Annotated in this window: 4 protein-coding genes; 3 read left to right on the top strand and 1 reads right to left on the bottom strand. The window is 55.5% G+C overall.

What is annotated here, in order from left to right:
* Both G9Q73_RS19060 and G9Q73_RS19055 read left to right on the top strand, forming a co-directional pair.
* Positions 1–375, top strand: a 375-nt coding sequence (locus tag G9Q73_RS19060; protein ID WP_246345875.1) for a 4Fe-4S binding protein, incomplete at its 5' end; no start/stop codon positions are given.
* 1 nt (position 376) lies between these two features.
* Positions 377–1,387 carry a dihydroorotate dehydrogenase-like protein gene (locus G9Q73_RS19055; RefSeq protein WP_177421546.1) on the top strand — a complete coding sequence of 337 codons (1,011 nt, stop codon included), beginning with the start codon at positions 377–379 and terminating at the stop codon, positions 1,385–1,387.
* A gap of 48 nt (positions 1,388–1,435) precedes the next feature.
* Here the strand turns inward: G9Q73_RS19055 and G9Q73_RS19050 are convergent, their stop codons facing one another.
* Entirely contained in the window at positions 1,436–1,723 is a 288-nt protein-coding gene (locus tag G9Q73_RS19050; protein WP_177421545.1) for a DUF4124 domain-containing protein, read from the bottom strand.
* 137 nt (positions 1,724–1,860) lie between these two features.
* Here G9Q73_RS19050 and G9Q73_RS19045 point away from each other — a divergent pair, with 137 nt between their 5' ends.
* Positions 1,861–2,448, top strand: a complete 588-nt coding sequence (locus G9Q73_RS19045) for a hypothetical protein (RefSeq protein ID WP_177421544.1) — start codon at positions 1,861–1,863, stop codon at positions 2,446–2,448.
* Positions 2,449–2,491 lie beyond the last annotated feature (43 nt).

Below are 2,491 nucleotides of genomic sequence, written 5' to 3'. Positions count from 1 at the left end.
GGTTTTGAAAAAGGGCTGAAGATCAGTTATCAGGTTGCCCCGAACGACTGCACCGGCTGTGGTCTCTGCGTGGATATCTGTCCCATCCGCGACAAACAGAATCCCAAGCGCAAGGCGCTGAACATGACCGGTGACCCGGCCTACCACGAACAGGAGCGAGCCAACTGGGACTTCTTCCTCGACCTGCCGGAATACGACCGTAGCAAACTAAAAAAGACCACTCTGAAGGGCGCGATGATCATGCAGCCGCTCTTCGAATTCTCCGGGGCATGCGTCGGCTGCGGTGAAACCCCCTATGTACATTTACAGGGGTCGGTTCCGCTATGCTTGAACCAGCCTACGCCTGCGGAGCGTGTTTACCGCACAGGAGTTTGAAATGGATCTGACCACCCACTATCTCGGCATGCAGTTGAAGAACCCGCTGGTGCCCTCCGCCTCCCCACTCTCCCGCAGCATCGATGATGCGCGCCGCATGGAGGATGCCGGCGCATCGGCACTCATCATGCACTCCCTGTTCGAGGAGGCGGTGACGGCTGAGGAAGAGAACATGGTGCGTTTTCTGCACCATCAGGATACGGGGTTTGGGGAAGCGGACAGCTTTCTGCCCGATCATTACGATTTTTCAAACAGCCAGGACCTCTACCTCGAAAATCTGCAGCAGCTGAAATCTGCCCTGGAGATTCCGGTCATCGCCAGTCTCAACGGCGTAACACCCGGCGGTTGGATCGAACACGCCAAAGAGATGCAGCGGGCTGGAGCGGATGCGCTGGAACTCAATGTCTATTATGTGGCGGCGGATATCGAAACCAACGGTCAGGCTGTGGAAAAACGCTACCTGGATCTACTGGGCGAGTTGGACCAACATATCGATATCCCGATCAATATGAAGCTCTCACCTGCCTTCAGCTCACTGGCCAATATGGTCAAACAGCTGGAAGCGGCCGGCGCCCGTGGCGTGTCGCTCTTCAATCGCTTTTATCAGCCGGATATCAATATCGACAATCTGCGGCTGGTCTCGAGCCTGCACACATCCACTTCCGCCGAGACGCTGCTTGCGATGCGCTGGATCGCCATCCTGCATGGACGCGCCTCCCTCTCCCTCGGCGCCACGGGGGGGGTACACACTGCGGAGGATGTCATAAAACTGCTGCTTGCAGGCGCTGATGTAGTGCATTTCTGCAGTCTGCTGCTGGAACAGGGGGCCTCTGCTATCGGTGGCATGTTGCAGGGACTGGAAGCCTGGATGGATGAGAAGGATTTTGAGTCGATCGAAGATGTGCGTGGCCGTCTCAGCCAGATCAGCGTGGCCGACCCATCAGAATTCGAGCGGGCGAATTATGTCCATATCCTTGACAGCTTTCGCTCCAGTCCCGGTATCTTGAGTTAGGGCCTGTTAACGCTGGGCATCCGCATAGTGTTAACAGGCCCCAGGCAATCAGTACCAGCCAGGGACATTTTTACCGTTTTGATCCACCCAGACCCGGCGGACACGGGCATCGTCCATAAATTTTCTGGCCTGTTTTTTCATACCGGCTGACCGGGACTGTCCCACCACGCTGATCCGGCCACTGGGGGTTTCGACCTGGTTTGCATTGTGCGGCAGGGTCTGTGAATAATGAACCAGACCGTCGTCGTCGTACCATTTGTATATCTTATCGGCCTGGGTGACGGACGAAAATAGCAGCAGAAGGAGGCAAAACCAGGGAGTGGATAGCTTTTTCATGGGATCTCTCTTAATTATTCTTATTCAAACCAAGCGCCCGGAATTAAACCCCTATTCACAAAAATTTACAAGTTTAAGTGATTTCCCCACTATCTAACTGCAAATATCTTTCGACTCCGCGAGGCGAGACCTTTTCCGTGTACGCCATCACTCTACTGCTCAGCGCTCTCTTCATACCCACTGCGAGTGCGGCTGGGTCAGCAACCACCGGCAGTGATCCTGAAACAGGTCTCGCCTTCTGGCGTTACGAGGCAGAAGGAATTCTGTTTGAATTGAATCAGCGGCTCCCGGATCAGACCCGCGCCTTTTTTCAGGCCAGAGGGTTTGACGCAGATGCAGCAAACCAGTTTGCCACCAGCTGCGTTTTCCAATCACGCCTGGTCAATACGGCGGCTGCGGGGGGTCCTTCACTGCACTTCAACCTGAATGAGTGGAAGATAATCTCAGGAAACAACTCCATTTCGATGGCCACGACAGATGACTGGATGCCTCGCTGGGAAAAACAATCAATCGGTCAGGCAGCCCGTATCGCCTTCAAGTGGTCGCTGCTTCCCACCGAACAGACCTACGCGCCGGGGGACTACAATTGGGGAATGAGCAGCTACGACCAGCCACCCGGAACCCGCTTCAACCTGACGTTGGTCTGGCACCGGGAGGGCAGGCGTGAATCAGCCACCATCCGGAATATTGAATGCCCGGCCGACAGCCCGCAGGAGACACCCTGAATGTCCATACCAACGATGCGGCGACAACTCTCCGTAACCCTGC

This window comes from endosymbiont of Lamellibrachia barhami (genome assembly GCF_011947365.2).
GTDB lineage: Bacteria > Pseudomonadota > Gammaproteobacteria > Chromatiales > Chromatiaceae > QGON01.
Note: the sequence above shows the minus strand (reverse complement) of the source record. Positions and strands in the feature narration are given on the sequence as shown.

Bases quoted from the DNA above. Each gene is read 5' to 3' on its own strand.
- G9Q73_RS19055 (WP_177421546.1), top strand. From the start codon at position 377: ATGGATCTGACCACCCACTATCTCGGCATGCAGTTGAAGAACCCGCTG.
- G9Q73_RS19050 (WP_177421545.1), bottom strand. From the start codon at position 1,723: ATGAAAAAGCTATCCACTCCCTGGTTTTGCCTCCTTCTGCTGCTATTT.